Source organism: Methylobacterium sp. Leaf99 (assembly GCF_001422375.1).
Lineage (GTDB): Bacteria > Pseudomonadota > Alphaproteobacteria > Rhizobiales > Beijerinckiaceae > Methylobacterium.
The window spans coordinates 281,226-305,252 of sequence record NZ_LMMU01000007.1 but is presented as its reverse complement, the minus strand read 5'-3'; the positions used below and the strand labels follow the sequence as shown (position 1 = coordinate 305,252).

Below are 24,027 nucleotides of genomic sequence, written 5' to 3'. Positions count from 1 at the left end.
AACAAACACGGTTACAACTTTATCTTTAACCAATACCGAACGTGTTATGGCACAAAATAACACGAGATAACTTATAGAATAGGCACCTCCATCGGTTTAGGCGCCGCAAAGTCAGGGTACCCCATCCGGAGTTCGACAATGCCGTACTCGATTTTCGTCAGGGCAATCGATTCGTCCCGCCGCTCCGCCCCGGAGATCCTCGCCTGCGAGATCGAGAACGAGGGCGAAGCCTCCAGGATCGTGCATGGTCTGGCGAGTTCCTACGGGGAGTTCGGCCTCGACACCCGGAGAAGCGTGTACTGGTTCCGCAGCCCCCGTGGCCTGCACGAAATCTGGTCCGCGGCATCGGATTGACGGACTCGGCCGGGACGGTCCCGGTGAGGGACACGTCGCCGAAGACGTGGCTCCGTCCCCGCGGCCGTCCGATCGGACGAGCCTCGTTTGGGACCGAGACCTACGGACTGTGCTGGCGGGCCAGGATCCGCCCGATCCGGAACAGGAGCATCTCCACCAGGACGGCCAGATAGGTGTCGCCACTCCGCCGGATCGCCGCATGGGCCCGCATGCAATGGTCGGCGGCGAGATGGAGCGGGTCGGCCTCCGTCGATGCCGCGAAGGGTGGAACGAAGGCCGATTCCCGCCGCGTCTCCGTCGTGTCGATATACGCCCCGTAGCCCCGCATCGCGCCCCTGGTGTCGGGGGTCAGGTAACCGCGATTGAGAATCCAGCGGATCTCGCCCGTCGCCGCCAGGACGCGAAACTCGATGGCGATCGGCCCGCCCGTCTGACGAACGCGGCGCACCGCCGCGAACACCCACTCCCGGTCGTCGGGGTGGATACGCCCGAACGCGACGTCGAGGGGGATCGGCTTGCCGGCGAGGGCCCGGTTCCCGGCCAGGAGCGTAGCGGCGCCTTCGTCCAGCAGGGACAGCCCCGCCGGAACGTCCGTGTCCCAGGTGCCGACAATCCCTGCCGCGTGCAAGGCGGACATATTTGTCGAATTGGATAACATTCTCTCACCCAGGATCAGATGATTTTACAACAGATCGATGGCACCCAAGACCGTCGAATTTTCGTACATTTACTTTCTTCAGACTATGTATTCGCTCTATATCAAGTATACTTCATATCAGATCGATCTTATTTTTGGGACAGGCACGGTTCTGATCTTCGCATGCCGACGTCGCCTGGACGACGCGCGCCACCGGCCGAAGCATCGCATGTCCAGTGGACGGCCTCCCCACGCAACATCCCGTCATGCCCTCGCAACTGTAAAAATTGGTCATCATCGGCGAACGCATCGTCAACGTAAGAAATGGCATTCCGTTTCCGTACGATAGCGCGCGCGGGTTTGACAAACTGCGTATTTGGGAAGGTATTTTTGTATAAACAACCGATTCCGCTCGTGAGGATGTCGGTGCTCCCGTGCCGACGAAGGGCAGGATCCGGTGCTCCATTGGTCACCGGACCCGCGAAAACCCGCTTCGAGATCTTCGATGTGCGGGAGGCCGGCACGTGATTGACCAGGCGTCCTCGCCCGGGCGTATGGGTCCGGCGAGGTCCGGGGGGTCGCCTCGGGATGGCGGAGTTCGATGGCGCGCCAAGTGCCGCGCCGGCCCGCCGAGATGCTCCCGGGTTCTCGTGACGGAACCGACGATCGCTCCCACCAGCCCCGCTCAGGGCCGCAGGGCTTCCGAACGGTCGGTTCTTTCGAGAAGACGACCGCCCAGGAGGCCGTTGAGGCCGACCACCAGCAGGACGGCCACGAGGTGGACCAGCAGATCCGTCGCGGTGGCATCGTGGGGATGGAACGGCACACCAGCAGCGCCCCTGCCGCCGCCGCCGCCGCGAGCCCCCCGAGGGCGGCCGTCAGGTTGGGGCGGAGCGGACAGGCCCGGCGCAGCATCAGCACCAGCAGGACGGAGAGCGGCAGCGACACGCTCATGAGGAAGACGAAGCAGCCGCGCATCTCCTCCGGTGCCGCGAGGCTGGACCCCGGCGCGATCCACCCGCGCAGGCAGCCGAGGCCGCCAACGCCGAGCCAGAGGACCAGGGGCGGCAGCGGCAGGAGGGCCCAGGCCGGGCTGCGTCCCGGCACGCTGCTCTGGAAGGCGGCGAACGCGGCCGCGACGGCCGTCAGGACCGCGCCCAGGGCCGCGTAGCGCAGGTCCGGCACGCCGAGGCGCCCCAGCAATCCGGCGCCATCGGACAGGGGCAGGAGGAGGGCGCCGAGGGCCAGCACCGCACCGGACCACGCCAGGGTGCGGCGTCCGGGCCCCGGCAGCCGGCGGACGGGCGTGAGCGACCGGGCCAGATCGTCGACCAGGTCCGCGACGCGATGGGGGTTCACGGGATCAGACATCCGTGCCCTCCCGGGCGGATGAGAGGGACGCCCGCAGGGCCTTGAGGGCCCGGTGGAAATTGACTTTCAGCGCCCCCCTGGTCCGCCCGGTGGCGGCGGAGGCTTCCTCCAGCGACAGCTCGCGGAGGGCGATCTGCTCGATGGCCTGCCGCTGCCCCTCCGGGAGATGCGCGACGGCCGCCGCGAGGGTTTGGCGACGCTGATGGAGCGCGAGGTCGTGCCCCGGCAGGGGGCCTTCGTCGGCCTGCGCCGCGTAGGCGAGCGGGTCGTAGACCTCCCGTGGATGACGGCTGGCCCGGCGCAGGGCGTCGATGGCGCGCCGCTGCGCGATGGCGCGCAGCCACGGCAGGAAGGGCCGCTCCGGATCGTAGGTGGCCCGCGCCCGGTGGACGGTGAGCAGGGTGTCCTGAACCACGTCGTCCACGGCCGCCCCGCGCACCCCCCTGGCCCGCGCCATGGCGGCGATGACGGGCACGCAATCGCGCAGGAGCGCGCGATAGGCCGCGGCATCGCCGGCCTGGGCCGTCCGCATCGCCGCGGCCAGGGCGGCCTCGCCGGACGATGCCATCGGTCGAACGGGCATCGTCACGGTGCACCCGGAAGCCGCGGTGGAGGCCGACGGAAAGAACGGGCGAGCCGGATGGGCTGTCCACACCGTGACCATGACCCGAGCCTAGGTCCTTCGCCGGTTCTTGACCATCCCGGCCGTCGAGGTGGACCGGGCCGCAAGCTCCGGAGGGGCTGGGGGAAGGCGGGGGGCGAACGCAACAGACTGGACCGGACTCAAGCGAAGCCCCTTTCGTGGGCGGCCATTTCAAGGGTGGTGCCACGAAAGAGTTCGCCGGGAGCCGGCAGAGGTTACGTGTCCGGAGCGGCTCTTCGTTGCCATCGGGCATCGCAGGACTTCGAAATCCATGGCCCCGACCCGGCGGCCCCGCACCTCCGATGTCCCACGCCATCGAGAGCTGTCCGTCCGGCACGGCCACGGCACGAGCGGCGGAGGCGGAACGCGCGTTCCGATCGCGGAAAGTGCCGGCCCGTCCCGGCGGGCGCGCAGGGTCACGCCGTTCCGGATGACGCGCGCACGGATCATCGACAGGACAGGATCGTCGGAGGTCTTCCAGCGCCCGGCTCGACGGCAGGCCGCGATGTCGTGCCTTGGCGGAGAAAAATTTGGCGCACCCGACACGATTCGAACGTGTGACCTTTGCCTTCGGAGGGCAACGCGTCAGGATGTGCTGCAACTAAGTCTCCGCGAAGGAGCGTCAAACCGTTCCCTTTGCATCAACTACTTAACGGCAAAATCGTATGCGCCTATGGTCACAGTGGTCAAGAGGTTTGTGCCGCCTCCACACGTCGCAGTGTGACCGATTTGGGACCAACGACCTGGCTCATATTGCGGGCAATCAACACTCAGATCACCTACGACAATCGCTCTGGCTAAGTACAAGCGTAGCGCAGTTTCAGCACACAAGGGCCTACGGGGGACATACAGATCCAGAACACTTAGATACCCCCGAACAAATTTGTTATATTTTGATCGTTTCTATGTACAAGTCGTGAAACGCCATCACTTTTTGAGAAAATCTATGGATTTCCGATATGGCAATTATTAGTGGACAGCGTATCGATTAGATAGGCTGAGACCTTCTCATGGATGCCCTAAGGAACTTGTTGAATTTATATCAAACTGTTATTGAAGCAGAAACAACTTACGGCCACAGGCGTGGCAACGGAGCACTCGCCGCAATAGGGCTCCGGACAGCGAACGCGCATTTCAGGATCATCGAGCCGCGCTACAAGCCTCATACACAACAGGGAATGCGATTTAGACTCCACGTGCCCGTGGGAGGTTCGCATATGGGAAGAACCCGTATCGCCTGAGGATGCCTTCACCCAATCCCAGGCTAAGCGACCAGGCTCCCGGATTGGTGCTTCTCTGGCCTAGGAGGCTCACCAGCGGCCGCTGACGCTATGCGGGCAGGAGAGTGGGCGCCATCGCCACGACGGCATCACAAACCTTTATGGCGTGCGCTCCGCAGCCCTGCTGGTCCCGATCCAAAATGCACCACGACTGAGACGAAAAAATGAGATCGAATCGAGTCTATACGGCAACCTCCTCAGACACTGATCTTCACATGACACAGCCACTGCCATCTTCAATCAGGTGAGTAGGCGGCACCGTCATACGCCCAGAGCCTCCGTAATGAGGTAGATTCAGAGCGAACACATGTTCTCCCTCGAGTTCGCTAAAAGGCTGGCTCGTTAGGAAAAGTTCAATCAGATCTTGAGATAAATGAGACTGCGTCCATCCTCCGTGGTTGCGGCAAATTGCAGTATCGAAATAGATGAGTAAAAACGATGAAGCTCTCGCCCTCTGATCCCGATATTGACACAGTGATCAAGCGCATTACGCAAAAAGATCTAAACTTACAACCCGATTTCCAGAGAGGAGAGGTTTGGTCCATAAACAAAAAACGCAAACTTATTGATAGTGTTCTACGTAATTGGTATATTCCACCTATACATACGATTGTAATACCAGAAACTAACAAACAGGACGTCCTGGACGGACAACAAAGACTGGCGACCATCAGGGATTTTGCTAAAAACAGGTTTACAGTCGATGGCTATATCGCGCCATTGAGCAACGAAATAACGAAATTGCATGACATGTACTATGAGCAATTGCCCGATGATAAACGTAGGATATTCGATAATTTCACTCTAAGAATCATCCGTATAAGCGATTACGCTCCTGAGGAGCCCGGCGAGTTATTTTATCGCCTAAATACACTGACAAGCATCACTGCAGCAGAGCAGAGAAACGCTTTCTATGGACCTGTAAGGAACCAAGTTAAAAATCTGAGAGATGCATTCGAGTCTTTGGGCAGCAGTCAGGAAACTATAGGGTTTTCTAATGCAAGAATGGCTTATGATGACGTATTATCAAAACTACTTTGCACTATTGAAACTAGAGATCTAACTAAAAAACTGACGGCAGGATCGATATCCGATCGATTTAGATCAGATGTAGAATTCAGCACGGACGTTTTTGACCTCGCGACTAAAACAATAACTGCTTTTACGGAGCTGCGCAAAAAATCCCAAACGGTACGGCACAACAAGGCCTCTTTGCTGTCCTGGATGATACTTGTTGCAACTTACATTTCGGAACAAAAGATAGGTAATTTATTTTCCACAAATATACCACTGCTTGAAATGTTCGAATCAAAACGATCAAAGTTGCAAGCTAATAATAACGAAGCACTGGAATTTTACGCTCCGATACCGACATGGTCCGAGCTCCTATCTATCTATACAGATAGGTCTACATCGCGTGTGTCAGACGTAAGCTCTGTAATATACCGAGATTTCATACTTAATTTCTTCGTAGCCGCTGAGCTCGGCATTAAGCCAGCGGAACTTCCGTTTACAAATAAAAGGGCGACGACTTTCGAAGCAGTTAAATTAAAACTGGCTTCTCAAACACTTGAAAGCGCAGAAGAAATACTCGAGACTTACCTTAACCTCGAAGCATGGGGGAGGTTCTAATGCGTAGCGCGCAGATAAGCCGTGCGTATGAAGATCTTCGGAAGCGCGGGACGCGAGCCTCTAGGATGGTTTCCATTCGTTATGAAAGGATCGCGGGCCTTGCAGATGCGGCCATGTCCTTCGATGCGCCAGTAACTGCCATTTGTGGTCTGAACGGAGTTGGAAAAAGCACTCTTCTAAACATCATGAGACGCGCATTTGTAAGTACTGAAGCGCAGCTGGAGAAAGCACGATCACACGACCGGACCGGCACCGGGGCAATCACTATCGACTTACTTGTTCACAACGAACAGCACACATTAACCATCGTAGATGGGATCGTAACTCAAGTACCAGGCAAAACAATTAAAGCGATCTTTGTTGACACCTCTCTGGAAGCAATAGAGCAACAGCAGTTCTTCCGCCACGAGATTGTAAGCATAGATGATACGATAAATGGCACAGACCCAATAGCCTTATCGGACGGCGAACTATCAATGCTGTCATACATTACTGGAAAAGTCTACACATCAGCCGAAGTTTACGAACTCGAGGGCTTTGTTCCGCTAAAATATTACATCAAAGTGTGCGAGCGGGATACCGTCTATGACATACGGACGATGAGTCTCGGAGAAATCTCATGTGCCTTACTAATGTTAGCGCTAAAAAAGGCGCCGAGAAATAGCCTGCTAATCGTGGAAGAACCGGAGACATACATCTCTCCGGTTGCTCAGGCCGCTATGATGAACTTCCTTGTAGTGCAGAGCGTAGAGAAAGTTTTATCGATCGTACTTACAACACACTCCCCGAACTTCGTGCGCAATTTGCTAGAAAATGAGTTATTAATACTATACCAAACTTCAAACGGATCGCAACTTGCAGAGAAATCAGACCACCCGGACTTACTTCGTACGATCGGACTCGAGTCAAAAGCAACCCCTATACTTGTTGCAGAAGATCGACTCGGGCGAGAGCTCACTAAATATCTTTTAGGGAAATTCGATCTTTCCTTGCTTCTGAAATCTGACCTACTCGACATAGGAGGCGAGTCGAAAATCACGTCAATTAGAGAGCTGTTCCCAAAGTACGCACAGCGAGTTGTTCTTGTAGGTGTTTATGACGGTGATCAGAAGAAACAAACTGAGGAAGCTGAGAGCCTTTGGCCAGCGGTGTTCCTCCCCGGAGCGATCCCGATGGAAGAAGCACTTAAACGAATGGCGTTCCAAGAGCCGGAGAGGACTGCACGACATATCGGTATTACATCACAAAAGTTCAGCATCGGAAATCATTCACTACAAGGCCTTGATCCACACGATTGGATATATGACCTCGGCAATAACCTCGGACTTTCGTTCGATCAATTACTCAGAGGATTGCTCGAGGCATGGCTAGAGGACGAGACTAACTTCAACCAAGCGGAGGAATTCATACGGTCGTTACGCGCAGTCACGAGTTAGCGCCGTTTATACATTCATCAATCAAATAAGGCCTCATAAGGTAATTTGGAGAAAAAATACAGTTCATGTAATACTCAAAAGTAAGGTCAGTAAAACAGATACAGGAGTGGATGGACGGGGCACTAGGCCCCGCCCTTCTTCTGGTTTTCTCGTTTCCATAAGGGTTGCAGATTTGTGAACTGACATAATTCTATTAGCTCGACCTCAGACTTAGCTGCAGAAAGAGGTACGATATGATCTACCTCCCACTGTCCATATTGTGCCCACACCATGCCTGCCTTGAAGCGAGATGATATGTGCTCACGGAGGGTTGCAAGATTGCACTTCAGGGCTTCTTTGGGGCTGTGCCGCCCCTTAAGCACCTGACCAGTCCTACGTTGGACATTGCGATACATCCGATAGGATGGGTCATCCTGAGAACGCCTGCGCTCACGCATGCGAGCCTCGTGGATATTACAGGCGACACACTGCCGGTTGCTCACGTATCTCTCGGCAAGATGCCCCGCCTTGCATGGTCTTCCTGTCCGGAAGCGAGAGTGGTCCCGTTCAGCGGCCTCTTCTCGGCTGATTATGAAGGTTTGGCTGCTCTCCAGTTTCATACAGAATTCGGAGTTTCCTTCATAAACCCCGAGAGCTTGCCCCTTCCTGGATTATGAATGTAACGTACACCATAGAGGCGTAATTGCTTACTCTCTGTGGATTCATCGCTCTTGAAATCAGAAATGATCCTGTCGTAGGTTGATTTCGAAACATCTAGTTTGTCAGGTAAATCTTTGTTCGTGTAGATGCCATTTGGTGCATCTCGCAGAAACTTAAAGACACGATCTTTGCTCGGCGCCCCTCGTTCCTTCCGGGTTCGAATCTGTATCGGCCATTCGCGTGTTTGCAAGCCCGGCATCTCAGCCTGCAACATACCGACAAGTGTGTTCCCTTCTGTACCACTTGGTAAAAGCAGAATAATATCGGTACGTTCGCAGTTTCCGAAGGTATCGCTCGTTCTTCTGCACCGGACACGGTTTACCGCTTGAATCACACTGACAGCCAGATGACCCATCTTCAGTGCATCGAGGATATCATCATGTTTATTGAATTTTCTGCATGCTGGCGACTGCAGCCAGTCATTGTTAGTTGCCCCCTGCATTCCCAGAAATGATTCTGTATTTGCTGAGCGATTCAGGTAGTTCAATCCAAATATAACTACCGTATCGTAGTATTGCCAGTCATTTTTTCCAGCAATTGCGCCCCAGTGCGCATACGCTGTCTGTGCAAAATGGGTCTGTACGCTCTCAACTCGATCCCTTACATCCTTATGGCAGCAGACAAGCACCTGTCGATCAAACCCGAGCTTCTGCTGTATTTGATTAGCAAGCGGCGCCCAACGTTTCCAGCCACCTTCGATGGCCATGTAATCCTTACCGACACGTTGGTCTGGTACCATCCATAGCGTTACATTACTGTAGTCCCTCACCCCGCGAACTGCAGCAGTGATCTGAGCTTTGCTTTCAATCAATTCGTACCTGGTATCTACCCCTGCAGTCGCATCTAGGATGACACCCGGCCGCGATTCCAGTCCAAGCATATTTTCGGCAGCAGAGATTGTAACAATTTTCCCACGCTTTGTAATCCAAGCATCACCCACCCGGGATAGACTACGAATAGTCTGCATAGTCCGGAGGCACTGACGTTTCATATCCCCGCCAGCAACGCCGTTATCAAATCCGAATCGGATGTTGCCTTCAGAGATGCCGTCAAGCTCCTCCCTCAAAGATTCAGTGTCGATCCCATGCAGCGCATTCATTTCGAATTCGGACAGGTAGCGTTCGCGATAACCTTCAAGTTCAGTTAAAGTGCAGATAGAGGTGCACAGCTCTTCGATGCACTTGAGATTCCCACGGTTTTTAAACTGAATGAGATGCTGTACTGCTCCTATGAAAATCGATAACTCCTCTAGAGTTACTTTGTAAGTTTGGTGCATTTCGATGGATTCATCCACCACACGCAACAAACGTTCACCCCTAGCCCACCTTGTAATATTGAGAAACTTGTGGTGGGACTCGGATCGCTCAGCTAACCCTTGTAGCGCGCTGAGATATCCCGCGTGGGTGATAGCAAGTACAGGCGCCTGATGCAGTTGCGAGACGTTATTCTGATTATCAGTATGATGCGAAATCGCTATTTTTGCTGCCGCAAAGTCATTAATCCGCATGCAGATGCTATCAGCCTGTTCCTTCAGAGGAGTTACGATAAGGACCCCGGGATGGCGTTCGCAGTTTAGCATCGAACAATACAGGGCGAGACTCTCAGTTTTTCCTGAACCAGTTGGAAGTGCAAGCACATCCCAAGATTCATTGAACTGCTCTTTGATCCTACGGTTGTACGTACTAGCGATTCCCTCCCAGGTCTGACGCAAGGGAAAACTAAGATGATTGTTCATCTCTTGCCAATGATGGGACATACGATCGGCGAAAAATCTCGGGTCTACTATAGGTGCCTCCTTTTTTGTACAGAAGATAGGTATTTGGTGATTTTCATTGGAATTTCTCTGAATTGCTTCAGATGGTCCTAAAGAAACTGAAGGAAATTATCTGAGGTCATTCTTTGCGCTTCCCTGAGTTGCCGTCCGGATGTCAGCGAGTGGGCAGCCGGCGTTATTCCAAATGGGAAGTGGAAAGGATTTAAAGCGGTAGAGTCCGCCTGTTTTGAATTTAATTATCGGGCACACAGCCTAGATTGGAGACTCGTTCAGTATTTCTCTCGAAAATGCCTTGTCGCTTTGATCAAGGGTGATGAATCGTCCGTACAACAATCATTATACAAAACTGATTTAGCGTACCGTTTGTTATAAACATTCGTTAAAAATGTCTTCGAGAAGGTTTCATTACCTGCATCCGGATCAGTCAAGGGAAGTTTAAATTCCGGATTAAAACCGAGTACGTTGGTATCCAATTAATTCAATACCCCATGGACTCTAGTTGCTTGACTTCTCTTCATGAAGCAGCCCGTGTTTTGATATGTTCTAAACGTTGATTTAGTTAATGCCCGCTTGTTTCCGAAATTTCTCAACAATGCTTTCTGGTTTTAAATGGGTGTACCGAAAAAGCATCCGCATATCCCTATGTCCGCTAATCAGTGCAACCTCTACGGTGCTCAAACCAAGTTCAAAGAACCGACTGACTGCCTCATGGCGAAGATCGTGGAAGCGGAGATCGACAATATCGGGTTGGGATTGAGAAGCCCGTAGCTTGCATCGCTGCCAGGCCAATTGGAAGGCATCGGGATTAATCGAGAACACGCGTCCCTCGTTCCGTGATTCTGCAGCGTGTTGTCTCTCTGTGAGGATCGAGACAGCCTCTAATGTGAGCGGAATGCGTCGGGAGATACCGGTTTTTGTTCGAGGGATCGTCAGCAGCCCGTTTTGGAGGTCAACGTCGGACCAGTTAACGTTGAGGAGTTCACCCCGCCGCATCCCGGTCTCGATGGCGAGTTGAATTGCAGCTTTAAGCCATATGGTGCGACCGATCGAACTCGGCTTCAGTAGGTTGTCTAACTCGCCTTCTGCGAGCCGCCTCGTACGTCCCTCCGGTGCTGTTGGCTTACGTACCTTGGCGACAGGGTTTGCGGGCAGAGGTACATCCCACTCGTCTCGGGCCGTCTCAAATACGGAGCGGAGTAGGCCGAGTTCACGGATGATGGTCCCAGGACTCACATGCTCGGTTCGGTCATCGCGGTAGCGACTGAACACCTGAGGCGTAGCGTGTGTTAGGGGTAGGGTAGCCCAGGGCTGGCCCAGGAAGGCGTTCAGCCGGTTGATCTCTGGGATGCGCCCGCGCTTACGAGGCGTCGCTGTGTCCCTGTAGCGCGTCAGCAGGTCCGCGATTGTCGTACTAGCGAGCAGCTTGGAACCGGCTTGTGCTTCCGTGACCGGCTGTGTTTCAACCGCATCAAGCTCAGCCTCGACGCCGCGGATCCAGCGATGAGCCTCGGGTTTGGTACTGAAGCTTCGGGCTCGCGACGGATGCCCCGTCCTACGGACCTGTGCCTGCCATTTGTCGTTCCGCTTCCGAACGGTGGCCATCGGATTTCCTCACAGCTGGGACCAATTTGGGACCGGCTGATGCTGAGGAGCTTGTCTGATGCTCAAGCCAAGGCGCTAAGGCCTTGTTTTTCCGAAGAGACTTGTTGGCGCACCCGACACGATTCGAACGTGTGACCTTTGCCTTCGGAGGGCAGGGGAATGGGTTTCCCCCGTGCTACCCCAGATATATTTACGTTGACGAAACAGTGCCTTGAGACCTATGACCCTTGCCTGAAGTTCCGGTAAAGGGCGGCGAATTACCCCCGCCGTGCTACCCCGGTGCTACCCGGAGGCTTGAGCGTTGGCGGATCGGAAGCTCACGAAGTCGGTCGTCGAAGGGCTTGAGGTCAGGCCCACGGACTATGTCGTTTGGTGCGCCAAGCTTCCGGGCTTCGGTTGCCGCGTGCGGCCGTCGGGGTCGAAGTCCTTCATCGCCTTCTATCGAGTCGGCGGCCGGAACGCGGCGGTGCGGAAGGTCACGATCGGGGCGTTCGGCAAAATCACCGTCGAGGAAGCTCGGAAAGCCGCAACGGAGATCCTAGCGAAGGCCGAACTTGGGGTAGACGTGGCCGAGGCGCGTACCCGTCAGCGGGCCGAGATGACCGTCGCTCAGCTATGCGACGAGTACTTGATCGAGGGCGTCGAGACGAAGAAGGCGAGCACGCTCGTCACCGACCGTGGCCGGATCGAGCGCCACATCAAGCCGTTGCTCGGGCGGAAGCGCCTCGGTGAAGTTACGAGCGCCGATATCGAACGGTTCGTGAAGGACGTGGCGAACGGGAAGACCGCGGTCGACGTGAAGACCGGCAAGCAAGGTCGGGCTCGGGTCACGGGCGGCAAGGGGACCGCTACGCGAACCGCTCGGCTGCTCGGCGGCATCTTCACTTATGCGGTTAAACGGAGATACATCGCCGCTAACCCTCGGCAGGGCGTGAAGCTCTATGACGACAAGAAGGGCGAGAGGTTCCTATCGGAACCCGAACTGAAGCGCCTCGGCGAGACCCTGCGCGAGGCCGAGACGGTCGGGCTGCCGTGGCAGTTCAACGAGGGCAAAGCCGAAAAACACCGGCCGGTGAGCGCCGAGCATCAGCGCGAAGTTATTTCACCGTTCGCGGTCGCGGCGATCCGCCTGCTGATGCTGACCGGCTGTCGCCTCGGTGAAATTCTCGGGCTCCGATGGACCGAGGTCGATCTCGAAAACGGCCTTCTTCATCTTCCCGACTCGAAGACCGGCGCCAAACGCATCATGATCGGTGCTGCGGCCGTCGCCGTACTCGGGAGCATCCCCCGCACTGGCAGATACGTGATCGCGGGCGCTAATCCTGACAAGCCCCGGTCGGACCTGAAGAAGCCGTGGTCGCGCATCACCGCCCATGCCGATTTGAACGGGGTCAGGCTTCATGACCTCCGGCATTCGTACGCGTCGAAGGGGGCTGCGTCAGGGATGGGCCTCACAATCGTCGGTAAATTACTAGGACACCGTTCGACGGCCACGACAGCCCGATACAGCCACTTCGCCGACGACCCGCTCAGACGGGCCTCTGACGCGATCTCAGAGGCTATCGCCGCGGCGATGGGCGCCTCCGTTCGGATCGAAACCCGCGAGTCGAACGATGGCTGAACTTCCCCCGAACTGGGCCAGCTTCTTCGCCTCTATCGAGGGGCGCCAAAGCACCTTCTCGGCCCCCATGCTCGACGGAAAGCCGACATGGGGGATCGAGGGCATCGCACCGGACGCCCAGCAAAACTTCAGCATCCTTGTCGGACTTCTTAGGGGGGACGCTCCTCTACCGCCCGAGGTTCGAAGCTGGCTCGCCGACCTCTTCGACGAACGGTCTGATAGCGAGTTCCAAATCAAAGGGCTTGCACGCCGGCACCGCGGCAAGCCGCCCGCCGCGCCGGGGCAGCATTTCGAGGCGGTGCGCCGTTTCCGAGTGATGATTGAAGAGGGGATGGATCGGCAGAAGGCTCTATGGGAGGCCGGCAAGGACGATGAGAAAGACGCCGTGCCAAGGATCATGCGGAGTACGATGGAAAAGGCCATCGCAGAGTTCGAAGAGGCTGAGAGAGTCGGCCACGCGGACGCCTGGGACGACGAGACGTAATTCTCCTATTATTTTGGACCAACGAAATCACACCCGCCGCGCGGCATGTGAGAAATAGACGGTCATCCGGCGCCACCGCGGCGCCTTACCAGGGATGACTATATATGCCGACCGCAGAGAGTTTCCTTCGCCGCACCGATGCAGCCGCTTACCTGAAGGCGCGGTATGGGGTCGGAACGGCAGCGACACTGGCAAAGCTTGCCTGTCACGGCGGCGGGCCGTTGTATCGGAAGCTCGGACGCTTCCCCGTGTACGTCACTGCCGATCTCGACGCATGGGCGCAGTCTCGTATCTCTGACAAGATCGCGAGCACGTCTGAAGGTAGTAATTTTCCGTATCAGCACAGATAAATAACGAGTGTCGGCTCAACGATATATTACATAGATAGTATTTCTAGGCGCCATCCCTTTCAATGGTGCGGCGAGACTGAATAGCGTTTTCGATCAAATTAGATACCGCCCGTCGGGCGCAACCGGACGCACCTCGTGCGGCCGCAGGGGGGACTTATGTCTGAAACTGAACACGCCGCTGCTCTAGCCGACGCGATCGAGGGCACTGACGACGCTTGTCTCGGGCCGACCGACATTGTGCTCGTCGTGAAGGCGCTTCGAGCGCTTGTAGAAACGATCTTCTCCGTGACCGCCTCCGCGGACCTCGAACCCGCTTAGTGGCGACTCAATCGACCTCCCTGAGAGCGACAGCCCGCGCTCATGTGGGGCCGCCCGCGACCGTCTGAGACGGTCTTATCAACGAGGTTTCCATGGGTGCTTTTCGGATCAACGTCCTTGCGAAGCTTGGACCCTTCAGTCGCGCAAAACTATTTCGCGACATTGCCGCGGGGCGTCTCGTCGCCCGCAAGATCGGGGGCTCAACAATCGTGCTGGAAAGCGATTGGAACCGCTACCTCGAAGGTCAGCCGAGGTCGATCGGGTAATTCCCAAAAGCTGAAGGCCCAGCGTTGCAGCGCCGGGCCTTCGAAAACATCAGGAAGCGAGATATGTCTAGCTTAAACATCGCTGAATCGCAAGAGATTTTCGTAACTTACGAGGATGGAGCAGTCGCGCCTGAGGAGCGAATCCAGTCGCTGATCCGTCCGCTGCTCAGTGGTGACGCGAAAATCTTCGAGGCGTTCCCCGACTGTTGCTACATCGTTCGAGATTGGAAACCGCGTGACGCGCTGACCCCCTCAGAGGAAGCTAACGCTGACGACATGTGGGGCATCGTTATTGCCTTCAGGAACGGTATCCACGAACACTTCTGGCTTTCCGTGCCCCTGCACGGCTGCAAGCCGAAACGTCTTCCGTACGTTTCTGCTATCGGTATCGCCGAACGAATGCTGCGAGAAGAGCCGTCGCTGACGGAAATCGCGGCTCTGCGCGATGCCTCCGTGTCCGATTCCGTGCGGGTGTACGGGACGGAGAACGACCCCGCCCGGATCGAAAGCAGTCGTCGTTCCCGTTGCGCCGCCTGACGCAGAGAGCAGCGAAGCATGTACGGCGACGACCTCCCCCGAGCGGGGGTTGCCGGTCTCGACGCCACCGCCGTTCGGCGGTGGATGCTGTCGAATGGCTGGCCCTCGCTCCCGATTACCCCCCACGACGGCAAGCGCAAGGGCGACGGCAAGCGGCCCGCGATTAGATCGTGGGAGATATTCGCCGTCTTTGAGCCTGAGAGTCGCGAAGGTTTGTCATCCGAGGCCGTTAAGCGCCTGTCGAACGCCATCGGGTCGTGGGGGCGCACTCATTCCCAAGCGCAGGGGACCGGCATCCCGTGCGGCCTTTTTGTCGGCATTGACCTCGACGTGACCGATCCGGCGCTCGTCGAAGAGATCGAGGGCATGGCCTACTCGGTTTTCGGACCCACGCCCTTCGTACGCGAGGGACGCGCGCCGCGACGCTTGCTTGTCTATCGCGCGGCCGAATCGATCCAGAAGAAGGGCCACAAGGCCCTGAACGGCACGGATAACGGGATAGATATCCTTGCGGTCGGCTCGCAGTTCGTCGCGTTCGGCATTCACTCTGGCACCGGCCGCCCGTATCGATGGGTGGGCGCAGAAAGCCCGCTGACGGCCGCGCCGAGCGAAGCGCCCGAGATCACGGCCGCTCAGATCGACGCCTTCCTGAGCCTCGTAAATGCCGTGCTGCCGCTTTCCGCGTCCGGAGCGGGCCGGCAGAGAACCGGCGGCGGCGGTTCGGCAGCCGTTGTGCGCGACGACGAGGGCTTCGTCTTCGACGGGCGTGAGCAGCACCTTGCGAACACGGTATGGCGAGCGGCCTGCCGGATCGCAGAGAGCGGCGTGTCGCCGACTCTGGCGACGCTCACAGATGCCGCGTGGGCGCTCTTCAAGGCGACCGCTCGGATCATCGTCAACGGCCGTGAATGGACGCGGACTGACGCGGAGTTTCACGCCCGGACGACCCTCGATCGGGTGAAACGTGGTCTCGCCACCCTGCCGCCGAAGCTTCAGGCGGTCGCCCTGACCTATCCGAGCACCGACCTTCCGCTTGCCGAGGCCGAAGCTGCCACTCGCGCCGGTATCGAGCAGTTCTTCGCTCGCTATGCGGTCGAGCACCGCAACGCCTTGGCGAATTTTAAGATGGGAGGCGTGCTCCTCATGCCGACCCCACGGGGGAAGCTGTCTCGGATCGCTACAGGGATCGGCAAAACCGACGCCGCCAGCATCGCGGGCGCCCGTTCCATTCGCTCCGGCCTGAGCATCGCCTTCGCCGTGCCTCGCGTCGATCTCGGCGACCAACTCGCGGCGAGGCTTGCTCGCGAGGGGATCGCGGCGCGCGTTTGGCGAAGTCGCACTCAAGACGATCCTGAGAACTTGGCGGGGAAAATGTGCCTCAACCTCAGCGCCGTGGACGATGCCCTTGCAGCCGGCGCGTGGAGCGTCACGGATGCCGTGTGCGAGAGCCGCGATCTGAAGGCTCGCCGCCTCGTGCGCTGCCCGCACTTTGCGGCTTGCGGCTACATGCGCCAGCGAGACGCCGCGCCTGAAGTTTGGATCGTGACGCACGCGATGCTGTTCCGGGCCAAACCGGCGGCGCTTGGGCCGCTCGACGCCCTCGTGATCGACGAAGCCTTCATCTCGGGTGCATTTCCTCAGAAGCCGACCTCGCGCGCGTTCGACGAGATCGAGAGCGCGGGCCTGCTGGATAGGGCCGAGAGCGCCGACAAACTGCAGGCGTGGCGTGAAGCGCTTATCCGCGCGCTTCGGGCATCGGAAGACGGCCCGGTGAGCCGTTCGGTGTTACTCGCGGTGGGGCTGACGGCCTCAGACGCTGACGAAGCTCGTGCGCTCGAAGAGTTTCTCATTGTCGATCCGGGAATCACGCCCGTCATGGAGTCTCGTGAACGCGCACGGAGGGCCGCCGATACCGGTGCCGGCAACCGCCTTGCTCGTGACCTTGCCGCTATATGGCGCGAGGTCTCGATTTTCCTCGAAGGTGACGCGCCCGCGAGCGGTCGCTTGACGCTCGCCCGCGATGAAAAGACCGGAGCGCGGATGGTCGAGCTTCGTGTGCTGACAACCGTCGATCTCTCGTGGCGCGTGCCGACCCTTATACTCGACGCAACGGCGCCGCCGCCGAACGTGATCGAGCCGGTGATTGGCCTGGAAGTCGACGAGATCGCCTCGATCGCGGCCGAGTGGAGCCCGCACCGTCGCATTCGGCAGATTGTTGACGCGCCGGTCTCGTCGACGAAGCTCGGGATCACCGGGAGCGGCAAGGGCAACGTCCGTACCTTCGCCGACCTTCGGCGGCTGATCGTGCTGCGCGCTGCGCTCGCCTATCCCCGGAAGATCGCTGTCGTCGCTCAGGCCGCGGCGGAAAAGCGCCTTATCGAGATGGGCCTACCGCCGAACGTTCTGACCGGGCACTTCAACGCCCTGTCCGGTCGGAACGACATGGAGCGAATTGCGGGCATGATCGTGATCGGTCAGGCCATGCCTCCCCTTCTCGCGATGGAATCCGATGCCGGGTCACTCACGGGTGTCCCCATTGAGATCAAAGCGACCGATCCGGGTGAACGACGGTGGTATCCCCGTGGGCCGGGCGCCATTCGGCTCAGGGATGGGTCGGCGTTCCCGGTTCAGCACTGCCGGCACCCCGACCCAATTGTCGAGGCGTTGCGGTGGCAGGCGTGTGAGGGGCAGATGATCCAGGCGATCGGTCGACTTCGCCCGCTTCGTCGCACAGCCGCCGAGGGTTTCTTCCTCGACGTAATCTCAGACGTGCCGCTTCCGCTTCAGGTGGATCACGTCGACAGATGGGAGGCCGCGCGCGTCGGGGCTTGGGCTGAGATGGCCGTTGAAGGCATCGTCCTCACGAGCGCCGCTGATATCGAGGCGGCATTTCCCGAGCTTGCACCGAGCCGGAAGATCGCAAGAGCCCTCTCGGAGGGCGCGACGTTGGCCCTAACGTCTAATAAGGACTCTCAATTAGACGTTAGGGCCAACGTCAGGCGGATCGAGCTCAAGCGCGAGGGACGTTTCGCGCCTACGACCGCGATCGTGCTGCCAAACGGGCCTCAGACGCTCCGCGGGGTGCAACGATGGCTCGCCGAACGGCTTGGCCCTGTCGCTTCAATCACTCTCGTCGAGGGCGAAGCATGGGCGCCGTGTGCCTTCGAGCGCATTGGGCGCGGAGTGGCGGTGAGCCTCGATCAGTTCGCCGGCTTGCTCGCCATCTGCGCGGAGGCCGCAAACAGACATGCGAATGAAACATAGTTCGCCGACCTGAAAAGCTCCGATATGCGCTTGGGTCCTTCCGGGGGCACACCCCTTACGGGTAACGCGCGATCCCGAAAGGTTCGCAGATACCGCTCCAATCATGTTGATTTTTGACTCCCGCAACAGGAAGAAGAGATACAAATTCACTATCGCGCCGTGAAAGTGTCTTTACCCGCATGAGCAAAATCCCCCCAACGCTAGGTGCAGATTCATTCAATTGCCCTCATTGCCGGGCTCTAGCCCATCAGAGTTGGTTTCGCGTATTCGCTGACGCATATACGGTGGGAAAGAAGCCATCTGTAGCAAGCAGTGAAATGTTGAGGCTTATTTCCGATGCTTCATCTGATCGCGACACCGCAGAACAGAAACGTCTTGCTCGCTTTGCAGAACTCGCATCAAAGGGTAAGCCATTTAGATGGCGCCATCAGGGCGGCAGCTTTGCAGAAGTAAAAGTTGAAAATCTATATATGTCTATCTGCTACGCCTGCGGTGATATTACCGTTTGGTGCAGAGATATCGTGATATATCCAACAACAAGTATAGATGTCGATCCCGCTGCTGATATGCCTGATGACGTACGAGGCGAATTTATCGAGGCCGCCGCTATTGTACAGCAATCTCCACGAGGCGCAGCGGCTCTTTTAAGACTCGCAGTGCAGAAATTGATGCCGCACCTTGGAGAGAATGGCGGCAATATAAATGACGATATTCAAAGTCTTGTTGCAAAAGGTCTGAAAACATCGGTTCAGCAGGCATTAGATATTGTGCGTGTTACTGGTAATAATGCCGTCCATCCCGGTAAGATGGACTTAAAGGATGACTATGATACTGCATATAAGCTATTTAAACTTGTGAATATGATCGTAGAATCAATGATCACCGAGCCACGCCAGCTTAAAGACATGTTCGGCGCGCTTCCGCCAGGAGCTCTAAAAGCAATTCAGAAACGAGACTCGTAGTAGCAAGCTCGGCTCGGGGCTACCGAAACACTCTCCCTCCCGTGACGGCGATCTTCATGATCGCCCCATGCCCGCTATTCAGAAGCACTCTCGCCGCCACCCTCAGCCGCGCCCTCGACGGCCCTCTACCGTCACGGTCCCCGAGCGTGCCGGCCCTCACGTGAAGCTGATTTTCACTGAGATGAGGCGCCAGAACAAAACCTATGACGCCGTGGAAGCCGGTTCGGGCGTGAACCGCCCGACGCTGAAGGCTTGGCGTCATAGAAACGTTCCCACGCTTACGTCTTGTGAAGCTGTCCTCGGCTTTCTCGGATTTGAGTTCGTTCCGATTCCGACCGAGCGCGCTCTACCTCCCGAACTCGTCGCCGAACTTCGTCCGATCGCTGAGCGCATCGGCCTGGATATGCCCGCGGCCGTGCGGCTTGCGGCCGAGATCGCCTATCGGGATCACCGCAATTTTTCGGTTCCGGCCTAGCGGCGCTCGACGCTAGGCTGAAGAGAACGGGGCGGGGGAGTTGGCTTCACCCCCGCCCCGTTTTTTATTTCAGGGGTACGGGATTGCCCCTGACCCGTCCGGCGAGTTGCGCCACAGTCTGTCTCTACCTGAGTGAACTCAGCGGGCCGCCCTCGGGCAGTCCGTCTCTACGTGTTGAATGGCGACCAAAAGGCCCTCCATACCGAACCTCTGACGGGCGAACCTCTCGTCGTCGGCCCTGAGCCGATGTCGGAATTTTCCCATGTCCCTCAATGCCAATTCCACCTTGACCGACGCCGCGGGGCGTCATCGGCACCGGCCCCATGCTGGGCATCGCCTTGGATGGGCGGCCGTTGAGTTGGAGAGCGTCAAGCGCGCCCTCAGCGGTCGTCAGTTCCTTATGTTCGCCGATATCGTCGAAGTACGAGAGCGGATCGCGGATGCTCAGGCCGAAATCGCCAAGGCGTCGGCCTCTCAGACTGCGGGGGTGCAGTCGTGAGCCTCCTTGATAAGCTGCTCGGGCGCCGGCCCCGTACCGCCGCCAACATCGCCGCCGAGCTTTCTGCTCGGGGGGCCGAGTTGACGGCCGCTAAGGCGCGTATGGCCTCCGCTGTCATGAAGCGGGCCGCCGCGCTCGATGCGCAGGATGCCGTTGCCTTGAAGGCCGTAGACGACGAGGCGGCCGCGGATGGGCTCACTGCCGAACTTGCGGCTCATGCGATTGCCGCCCTCGAAGCCGCGCACGCGGAGCGGATCAAGGTCGAAGAGCGGGAGCAATTCCGCGCCGATGTGGCGAGCGCCGAGCGTGAAGCCGTTGCTATGACGGCCTCGCTTCAGGCCGAGTATCCCGAAGCCGCCCAGCGGCTCGCCGCCATCCTCGATCGGATGGCGAAACACCGTGCTAACGAAGACAGCCTTCGTGAGCGAGGCCGCAAGCTCGGCGAGAGCGTCAAAATCTCGAACGCCACCGCGTTCCGCGACGGGCCTCAGCGTTGGCGTGTGACGTGGCCCGGAGAGAGCGGAGGGCAAATCGTTGGTTCGCCGGAGGATGCGCCGCGCGGCTCGATCCGTTGGGTTGGGGGTAAGCCCGTCGCGGCTCGCGATGGCGTGACCGTCGAGCCCCGGCGCGTCGAGTCTGCGGACTCCCTTCTCGACGCGATCAAGTACCTCCCCGGCCTGCTCTATGGCGATGCCCCGTACTACCGGGCGTCGGAGCCTTGGGTGCCGCCGCCGCGCATGCCGGTCTGACGCCCGCCCTCGACATTTGTCGAGCTTCGTAAATGCATCCTCCCGCCCGAGCGCCGATATGAGCCTTGCCCTGACTGTAAGCCTCGCATCGGCGTGGGCGATGGAGAAAGACGCTCTTGCGAAGCTCTTCGAGATCGTTTCGCGCGAGCCGTCGCCGGTCGCCCTCGAAGCGTACCGCTCGCAAGCTCTGGCGCGTGCCGAGCGCGCGAGCGTGCGCGACGGCGTGGCGATCATCTCGGCCGAAGGCCCGCTCTTTAAGCGCGCGAACTTCATGACCGAGTTTTTCGGCGCCACGAGCTATGACGTGCTGCGCCGGGACCTTCAGGCGGCCGTCGACAACGGCGGCGTGCGGGCGATCCTGCTCAACATCGACTCCCCCGGCGGCGAGGCGGCCGGCATCGGCGAGCTTGCGGCGGCCGTGAAGAGCCTTCGCGGTCAGGGCAAGCCGATCGTCGCCTATGTCGGCGACCTTGGCGCCTCGGCGGCCTATTGGCTTGCCTCGGCGGCCGACTCGATCGTCGTCGGAACCTCGGCCGCCCTCGGCTCGATCGGCGTGCGCGCGAGCTACGCCGACACGAGCGCCCGCGACGAGCGGTCGGGCGTGCGCCGTTATGATTTCGTCTCGTCGCAGTCCCCCTACAAGGTCACGGACCTTCAGAGCGACGACGGCCGCGCCCGCGTTCAGGCGCGCGTCGACACCCTCGCTCAGGTCTTCATCGAAACCGTCGCCGAGAACCGGGGAGTGACCGTCGACCGCGTGCTCGCGGCCTTCGGTCAAGGCGACGTGCTGATCGGAAGAGCCGCCGTCGATGCCGGAATGGCCGACACGATCGGCACCTTCGAAGGAACCCTCGCCGCGCTCGCGGCGGGCAAAGTAATTTCTCGCCCCCCTCCGGTCGCGCGTCCGATTGCTTCGAGTGTGCCGGTGCGGTTGGCTCCCGTGAAGCCGCTCGCCCCGCCGCCGTCCGCGGCCGTCGTCGCCGAACGGACTCGAGCGCGCGGAATTTCAGCCCTCACGCCTGCCGGGGCGGAAGCTGATCGAGACGAAGCGATTCGCTCGGGTATGTCGGTTGAAGCGTTTCGCGGCGTGCTCGCGGCTCGCTCGATCATTGCCGCGGTACGGCTGGCGCGGGGCGAGCGGTAGCGCGGCCTATCGGCGTCCCGTCTTAAGGTCAAAATCTAGTCAGCGTGAGCCTCGGAGAGTCCGCTTCCGACCCTTCGCAGCCCCTTGGAAGGTCCGCTACGCGGCAGCTTGGTGAGGATGACCTACGTCCGGGTCGGGTAGAAAGCGGCCACTCTCATGATCAGTCTATAAGGCCGTTATAGCTTCGTGAGCTTGCCTATGCGCGTGCTCGGCTGATCCTTGACGACACGTTTGACGGCCTCTTTTCCCACCTCAAACAATAGAGCTCGAGCAAGAACCTTCATTTCAGGGGTTCCGTTTTCGGATACTACTCTGAAAGCATCAATACAAATATCAACCACCTTCACAAAATTCTCATCTTCATCCATTGCATATATATCTCTGAGTGTCTTCTTGCTTATGTATGAAACCATACAATTAGTGGCAACCTTCAGAGTACTTAAGCACATTACTGGCCCAAGCATCAAATTTTGACCTGTATCCATAATTCGCGTTATGTGCGGTATCGCGCATAAGGAAATTCTCATGGCTAGCGCTGATGAAATCAGAGACGGTACCGATCGTTCAACTCATCTAACGCTCAAAATTGCTCAACTTCTGGGCTGCTCGTTAGATGCATTTTCGAACCCCAGTTCCCCTAAGATCGACCAGACGAGCGAGCTACTACAGGCTTGGCTCATGATTAGGCATGAGCAGGACCGGAAAAAGGTGCTGAGCTTCGTGCGAATGATCGCGGATCAAGCTGATGTTCGGCGGGAACCCTAACGTGCCCGTCCGTTAGCATAATTGGCAATCTGGCACGGCGTAAGTCATCGCAGCGTCCGTTCTGGGTCGGGACCCGTCCGTCTGCTTTATGGCCGGGTTAGGTGGGGAGCGGACCATGACCCTTCGCCCTGAAACGGACGTTCTGCCTCCGACCCTTCCTTGAAGTCAGGACATTCCGCTTTCGGGCGCTTGGCTGGAGCAGCCCTAACGCCTGAAGCCATCGGCCCACTCGACAAAGCTCGTGTATGTGCTTTGTACGCAGCAGACCTCCATCCTTTTCCGCGCAATACTCGCCAGAAATAGGGAGAAAACGATGCGAAAAAATCTTATCGCGACCTTGATCCTCGCTTTTGTCGTATCCGGTTGCTCGACGACGAATACGGGTGGTCGGAACCCGGATCGCGACAACGCATCCTCCCTTGATTCTAGCCGATCGAAGTCGTGTTACGGCGGTCCTGTCTACGTACCCTGTTAGCTGTTCCGCCAACCAGCAAAATTGGCGTTCGCAACCGCAATGTTCGCTTGAAGGCGGAATGTCGGCTTCTGGCCGAAGGGCTGAGGTCCGTTTGCCACCCTTTGAAGCCCTTTGCGGGGTCAAGCTGATTGAGTTTTGACCCTAGGCTTGGCCGATGCGTACTTTTGGGTGGCCCCGCGGACCGCCTTCGCTACAAAGGATCGGCGGCGATCCGCGGCTTCGCGGCGGCTCAGGTCGCCGTCGCCGTCGCCTTGATCATGCTGCTTCGCACGGCCCTCGTCGGTCTCATGCTGCTCGGCTCCGTCGGCGGCCGTGGCGCGGTCTTCGGCGCCCTGGCGCTCGGCGCTCGCGCCCTGCACAATCTCCTGAAGCTCGTCGCCGCGGGAGTTGCGGATGCTTCGCTCGCGATCATCGGCGCGCTCGTAGGCGCCCTGAAGGGGGCCGCTCAGTCCGCGTGGAATATTGGGAAGGGCGTCTTCCGCGGTCGTGGCGCGGTATCGGTCGAAATGACCGCTGTTAGATACGGCTTTCAGTTCGCGTGCTACCCGGGTGCTACCCGGACAAATCCGCGACCAACTATTTTTCAGCTAAGTCATTGAAAATGTTGGCGCACCCGACACGATTCGAACGTGTGACCTTTGCCTTCGGAGGGCAACGCTCTATCCAGCTGAGCTACGGGTGCTGACCGTG

Annotated in this window: 17 protein-coding genes, 2 tRNA genes and 1 pseudogene; 13 read left to right on the top strand and 7 right to left on the bottom strand. The window is 58.3% G+C overall.

Annotated elements, in window-relative coordinates:
- The first annotated feature begins 138 nt into the window (after positions 1–138).
- Entirely contained in the window at positions 139–354 is a 216-nt protein-coding gene (locus ASF28_RS12415) for a hypothetical protein (RefSeq protein ID WP_056092765.1), read from the top strand.
- Between the two features lie 100 nt (positions 355–454).
- On the opposite strand, the gene ASF28_RS12410 is transcribed toward ASF28_RS12415, so the two are convergent.
- From ASF28_RS12410 to ASF28_RS12400, 3 genes and pseudogenes are all read right to left on the bottom strand, one after another.
- Complete coding sequence (locus tag ASF28_RS12410) at positions 455–991, bottom strand: PAS domain-containing protein (protein WP_244474996.1); 537 nt, start codon at positions 989–991, stop codon at positions 455–457.
- A gap of 685 nt (positions 992–1,676) precedes the next feature.
- Positions 1,677–2,362: pseudogene (locus tag ASF28_RS21840) on the bottom strand (NrsF family protein).
- Positions 2,355–2,930 carry a sigma-70 family RNA polymerase sigma factor gene (locus ASF28_RS12400; RefSeq protein ID WP_056092757.1) on the bottom strand — a complete coding sequence of 192 codons (576 nt, stop codon included), beginning with the start codon at positions 2,928–2,930 and terminating at the stop codon, positions 2,355–2,357. Before ASF28_RS12400 ends, ASF28_RS21840 begins: the two are co-directional and overlap by 8 nt.
- 1,793 nt (positions 2,931–4,723) lie before the next feature.
- Between ASF28_RS12400 and ASF28_RS21835 the strand changes: the two genes are divergently transcribed.
- Positions 4,724–5,917 (top strand): DUF262 domain-containing protein, encoded by a 1,194-nt coding sequence (locus ASF28_RS21835; RefSeq protein WP_082476579.1) that lies wholly within the window; start codon positions 4,724–4,726, stop codon positions 5,915–5,917.
- A 65-nt stretch (positions 5,918–5,982) separates the two neighbouring features.
- A complete protein-coding gene (locus ASF28_RS21830; protein ID WP_162240000.1) occupies positions 5,983–7,353 on the top strand; it encodes an AAA family ATPase in 1,371 nt (456 codons plus the stop codon).
- A gap of 595 nt (positions 7,354–7,948) precedes the next feature.
- Here ASF28_RS21830 and ASF28_RS22550 read toward each other — a convergent pair.
- From ASF28_RS22550 to ASF28_RS22545, 3 genes are all read right to left on the bottom strand, one after another.
- Positions 7,949–9,787, bottom strand: a complete 1,839-nt coding sequence (locus tag ASF28_RS22550) for a DEAD/DEAH box helicase (protein ID WP_157085574.1) — start codon at positions 9,785–9,787, stop codon at positions 7,949–7,951.
- A gap of 594 nt (positions 9,788–10,381) precedes the next feature.
- Positions 10,382–11,428 (bottom strand): tyrosine-type recombinase/integrase, encoded by a 1,047-nt coding sequence (locus ASF28_RS12390; protein ID WP_056092751.1) that lies wholly within the window; start codon positions 11,426–11,428, stop codon positions 10,382–10,384.
- 105 nt (positions 11,429–11,533) lie between these two features.
- Positions 11,534–11,604 (bottom strand) — tRNA-Arg (locus ASF28_RS22545).
- Between the two features lie 125 nt (positions 11,605–11,729).
- Between ASF28_RS22545 and ASF28_RS12385 the strand changes: the two genes are divergently transcribed.
- From ASF28_RS12385 to ASF28_RS12360, 10 genes are all read left to right on the top strand, one after another.
- Positions 11,730–13,049, top strand: coding sequence for a tyrosine-type recombinase/integrase (locus tag ASF28_RS12385; RefSeq protein ID WP_056092747.1), 1,320 nt, complete (start codon positions 11,730–11,732; stop codon positions 13,047–13,049).
- Positions 13,042–13,533: a hypothetical protein gene (locus ASF28_RS12380; protein ID WP_056092744.1), complete on the top strand. Its 492-nt coding sequence runs from the start codon at positions 13,042–13,044 to the stop codon at positions 13,531–13,533. Before ASF28_RS12385 ends, ASF28_RS12380 begins: the two co-directional genes overlap by 8 nt.
- A 997-nt stretch (positions 13,534–14,530) precedes the next feature.
- A complete protein-coding gene (locus ASF28_RS22540; protein ID WP_157085573.1) occupies positions 14,531–15,004 on the top strand; it encodes a hypothetical protein in 474 nt (157 codons plus the stop codon).
- Positions 15,005–15,022: 18 nt separating this feature from the next.
- Positions 15,023–18,268, top strand: coding sequence for a bifunctional DNA primase/polymerase (locus ASF28_RS12375; protein WP_056092741.1), 3,246 nt, complete (start codon positions 15,023–15,025; stop codon positions 18,266–18,268).
- 284 nt (positions 18,269–18,552) lie between these two features.
- Positions 18,553–19,230, top strand: coding sequence for a DUF4145 domain-containing protein (locus tag ASF28_RS21820; RefSeq protein WP_162239999.1), 678 nt, complete (start codon positions 18,553–18,555; stop codon positions 19,228–19,230).
- A gap of 160 nt (positions 19,231–19,390) precedes the next feature.
- Positions 19,391–19,705 (top strand): hypothetical protein, encoded by a 315-nt coding sequence (locus tag ASF28_RS21815; protein ID WP_157085572.1) that lies wholly within the window; start codon positions 19,391–19,393, stop codon positions 19,703–19,705.
- Between the two features lie 262 nt (positions 19,706–19,967).
- Positions 19,968–20,204, top strand: coding sequence for a hypothetical protein (locus tag ASF28_RS22535; RefSeq protein WP_157085571.1), 237 nt, complete (start codon positions 19,968–19,970; stop codon positions 20,202–20,204).
- Complete coding sequence (locus tag ASF28_RS12370; RefSeq protein WP_056092737.1) at positions 20,201–20,953, top strand: hypothetical protein; 753 nt, start codon at positions 20,201–20,203, stop codon at positions 20,951–20,953. Before ASF28_RS22535 ends, ASF28_RS12370 begins: the two co-directional genes overlap by 4 nt.
- 58 nt (positions 20,954–21,011) lie before the next feature.
- Complete coding sequence (locus tag ASF28_RS12365) at positions 21,012–22,097, top strand: S49 family peptidase (protein ID WP_162239998.1); 1,086 nt, start codon at positions 21,012–21,014, stop codon at positions 22,095–22,097.
- A gap of 1,404 nt (positions 22,098–23,501) precedes the next feature.
- A complete protein-coding gene (locus ASF28_RS12360; protein ID WP_056092732.1) occupies positions 23,502–23,936 on the top strand; it encodes a hypothetical protein in 435 nt (144 codons plus the stop codon).
- A 6-nt stretch (positions 23,937–23,942) separates the two neighbouring features.
- Here the strand turns inward: ASF28_RS12360 and ASF28_RS12355 are convergent.
- Positions 23,943–24,019 (bottom strand) — tRNA-Arg (locus ASF28_RS12355).
- Positions 24,020–24,027 lie beyond the last annotated feature (8 nt).

Coding starts and splice junctions, on each gene's coding strand:
- ASF28_RS12415 (WP_056092765.1), top strand. CDS start 139: ATGCCGTACTCGATTTTCGTCAGGGCAATCGATTCGTCCCGCCGCTCC.
- ASF28_RS12410 (WP_244474996.1), bottom strand. CDS start 991: ATGTCCGCCTTGCACGCGGCAGGGATTGTCGGCACCTGGGACACGGAC.
- ASF28_RS12400 (WP_056092757.1), bottom strand. CDS start 2,930: ATGGCATCGTCCGGCGAGGCCGCCCTGGCCGCGGCGATGCGGACGGCC.
- ASF28_RS21835 (WP_082476579.1), top strand. CDS start 4,724: ATGAAGCTCTCGCCCTCTGATCCCGATATTGACACAGTGATCAAGCGC.
- ASF28_RS21830 (WP_162240000.1), top strand. CDS start 5,983: ATGGTTTCCATTCGTTATGAAAGGATCGCGGGCCTTGCAGATGCGGCC.
- ASF28_RS22550 (WP_157085574.1), bottom strand. CDS start 9,787: ATGAACAATCATCTTAGTTTTCCCTTGCGTCAGACCTGGGAGGGAATC.
- ASF28_RS12390 (WP_056092751.1), bottom strand. CDS start 11,428: ATGGCCACCGTTCGGAAGCGGAACGACAAATGGCAGGCACAGGTCCGT.
- ASF28_RS12380 (WP_056092744.1), top strand. CDS start 13,042: ATGGCTGAACTTCCCCCGAACTGGGCCAGCTTCTTCGCCTCTATCGAG.
- ASF28_RS22540 (WP_157085573.1), top strand. CDS start 14,531: ATGTCTAGCTTAAACATCGCTGAATCGCAAGAGATTTTCGTAACTTAC.
- ASF28_RS12375 (WP_056092741.1), top strand. CDS start 15,023: ATGTACGGCGACGACCTCCCCCGAGCGGGGGTTGCCGGTCTCGACGCC.
- ASF28_RS22535 (WP_157085571.1), top strand. CDS start 19,968: ATGTCCCTCAATGCCAATTCCACCTTGACCGACGCCGCGGGGCGTCAT.
- ASF28_RS12365 (WP_162239998.1), top strand. CDS start 21,012: ATGAGCCTTGCCCTGACTGTAAGCCTCGCATCGGCGTGGGCGATGGAG.